This is a genomic window from Archangium sp. (genome assembly GCF_036389735.1).
In the GTDB taxonomy this organism is placed as follows: domain Bacteria; phylum Myxococcota; class Myxococcia; order Myxococcales; family Myxococcaceae; genus Archangium.
In genome coordinates, this window is record NZ_DASVWK010000037.1 from 1 (window position 1) to 2,333 (window position 2,333).

Below are 2,333 nucleotides of genomic sequence, written 5' to 3' on the forward strand. Positions count from 1 at the left end.
GCCGATCTCATGGATGGTCTCCGAGGTCCAGCAACCGGAGGCCAGGTTCACATGCTGCGGGCCTCCCTGCATCCCCACGGGGGACGAGCAACCGTCACCGGGGCGGAAGACGACGCGGTTGAAGTACTGGCTCGAATTGAAGGAGTTGATCTGGACGAAGCGCAGGTTCGTGCGCGCCTCCCAGTGGGCGATGGCATTGGTGACCCGCTCCCTGTTGGGTAGGGACGGGTCGATGAAATAGGGTACGACCCCGCCCGGCCAGCGGTAGCCCGAGCCGCTGATGGCGACGCCCATCGCCGAAACGCGCCTCGGGCTTCCGGGGGTCGCCGAGGTGAGCTCGTCCGTGGGACCCAGGACGATATCGCCCTCGAGCATTCCCTGCCCGTTCACGTCGGTGAAGGTCACCGGATGGAACTGACCATCCTTCGCCAGCCGGACGTAGCCAGTCCGCACGGCCCCCGCCTGGCTCGTCGGCGTGGAGTCAGGAGCCGGCGCATCGTCCTGGGCACAGCCCGCGAACGTGATGGCCGAAAACAGCAGCGTGCAGTGGAGCAGCCGTGAAAAGCGCATGGGTCCTCACCGAGTCGTGGACGAGGACGCCACCTGAATCCAGAAGACTTCCAGGAATCAAGCATGAACGCATTTGACAGGCTTTTCCTGGCTGAACCCGTGCCTTGCCTTACCAACCTCCGCCTCGCCAGCTCGCTAAATGAGGGGGATACCTCAGACCTCGATGTGCAACCTTTTGGTTGCCATCCACGGAGGCCTGCGCTATGTCCCGCGCAACCTGGAGGTTGCACATGAGCACCGTCACCGACCGTATCGAGAAGAAGATCACCCTGCGAGCGCCCGTGAGCCGCGTCTGGCGCGCCGTCAGCGACGCGCGCGAGTTTGGCGCGTGGTTCGGAGTGAAGTTCGACGGTCCGTTCGTGGCGGGCGCGCGGATGACGGGCAGGATCACGCCGACCCAGGCGGACCCGGAGGTGGCGAAGCTCCAGGAGCCGCACGCGGGGACGGCGTTCGACTTCACGGTCGACCGGATCGAGCCCGAGCGCCTCTTCTCGTTCCGCTGGCACCCCTTCGCGATCGAACCGGGCGTCGACTACTCTAAGGAGCCGACCACGCTCGTCGTCTTCGAGCTCGCCGAGGCGGAAGGCGGCACCCTGCTCACCATCACCGAGTCGGGGTTCGACCGCATCCCACTGGAGCGCCGCGCCAAGGCCTTCGCGGCGAACGAAGGTGGCTGGGAGCACCAGACACAGCTCATCGCGAAGTACCTTCTCCGTCATGAGGCGTAGCGCCGCGGCGCCTTCGTGGAAGGACTCGGCGCCCCTCTTCGCCGCGCTCGGAGACGAGACGCGCCTGCGCGTCGTCACCCGCCTCAGCGAGGAGGGGCCGCTCTCCATCAGTCAGCTGACGGAGGGGGCGGGTGTCTCGCGCCAGGCGGTGACGAAGCACCTCCAGGTCCTCGCTGGCGCCGGCCTCGTGAAGAACGCGCGCGATGGACGCGAGAACCTCTGGCAGCTCGAGCCCAGCCGCCTCGCGGAGGCACGGCGCCTGCTCGACCTCATCTCCAAGGAGTGGGACGACACCCTCGACCGTCTGAAGGCCTTCGTCGAGGAGTAGGGCGCCTGCTCGGGAGTTTCAGGTGCCGGGCCCGCCGGGTCCCAGCGATTGAAAACCGCGTCCGCCGCATGGTGGGACGGTGGTGACCGCTCGCTCCCGACCGAACATGGTGGAAGCGGCCACTGGCCCGCGGCTGGACTACCAAACAGCCCAGGTCGCCGTGCTCTCGGGTCTGCGACTGGAAGGGCTGGTGGTGCGTACCCCGTCGCCGTTTCAAAGCGTCGCGCCCGAACTGCTGCAACCGCGAGCTTTTGGCTTGTGGGTCATGCGTCACGGGGGACGCGCCGGGTGGAGGTGTTCCGGCAGCCGCGCCCGCCCGACGTGCTCAAGAAAGAGAGGGACGAAGCACAGGCCGAAGCGCGCCAGTGCCAGGAGGACAAAGCGCGGCTTCTGGCCGAGCGTGAGGAGCCGGGCGGGCTCATGGGGCTGTGTGGCTGGAGGGGGCTGGGGTCGTGGCGTCCAAGCCGCTTGGCTCGGGGGTGAGGAAGCCGCCAGCCAACGCGCTCGGGCTGATGGGGGCCTGGAGTTACAGCTACACGCCCACGGGCGAGAGCCGCCCGGCAAGCGTGGCTGTGCGGCTGGGCCTCATTAACCCCGGCGCGGAGCCCTGGACGCTGGCGGGGGCGGCGCTGGTGGACTCGGCGGGGGACCAGGTGGAGCTTGCCCGTTGGCCATTGGCGCCCATCCCCGCGAATGGGGCCGGTGCC

3 protein-coding genes and 1 pseudogene are annotated in these 2,333 nt (G+C 68.0%); 3 read left to right on the top strand and 1 reads right to left on the bottom strand.

Features of this window, described 5'->3' with window-relative positions; translation table 11 throughout:
• Positions 1-570, bottom strand: a 570-nt coding sequence (locus VF794_RS01215; RefSeq protein ID WP_331106880.1) for a M12 family metallopeptidase, incomplete at its 3' end; no start/stop codon positions are given.
• Positions 571-800: 230 nt separating this feature from the next.
• Between VF794_RS01215 and VF794_RS01220 the strand changes: the two genes are divergently transcribed.
• The 3 genes and pseudogenes from VF794_RS01220 to VF794_RS01230 all read left to right on the top strand — a co-directional run.
• On the top strand, positions 801-1,298 hold the full coding sequence (locus tag VF794_RS01220; protein WP_331106882.1) for an SRPBCC family protein: 498 nt from the start codon (positions 801-803) through the stop codon (positions 1,296-1,298).
• Positions 1,288-1,626, top strand: a complete 339-nt coding sequence (locus VF794_RS01225; protein WP_331106884.1) for a metalloregulator ArsR/SmtB family transcription factor — start codon at positions 1,288-1,290, stop codon at positions 1,624-1,626. The genes VF794_RS01220 and VF794_RS01225 overlap by 11 nt, the downstream gene beginning before the upstream one ends.
• Positions 1,627-2,078: 452 nt before the next feature.
• Positions 2,079-2,333 (top strand): annotated as a pseudogene (locus VF794_RS01230) (hypothetical protein); the annotation flags it as partial.

What these genes read in the sequence shown, in the direction of transcription:
- VF794_RS01220 (WP_331106882.1), top strand. Translation starts at nt 801, where the DNA reads ATGAGCACCGTCACCGACCGTATCGAGAAGAAGATCACCCTGCGAGCG.
- VF794_RS01225 (WP_331106884.1), top strand. Translation starts at nt 1,288, where the DNA reads ATGAGGCGTAGCGCCGCGGCGCCTTCGTGGAAGGACTCGGCGCCCCTC.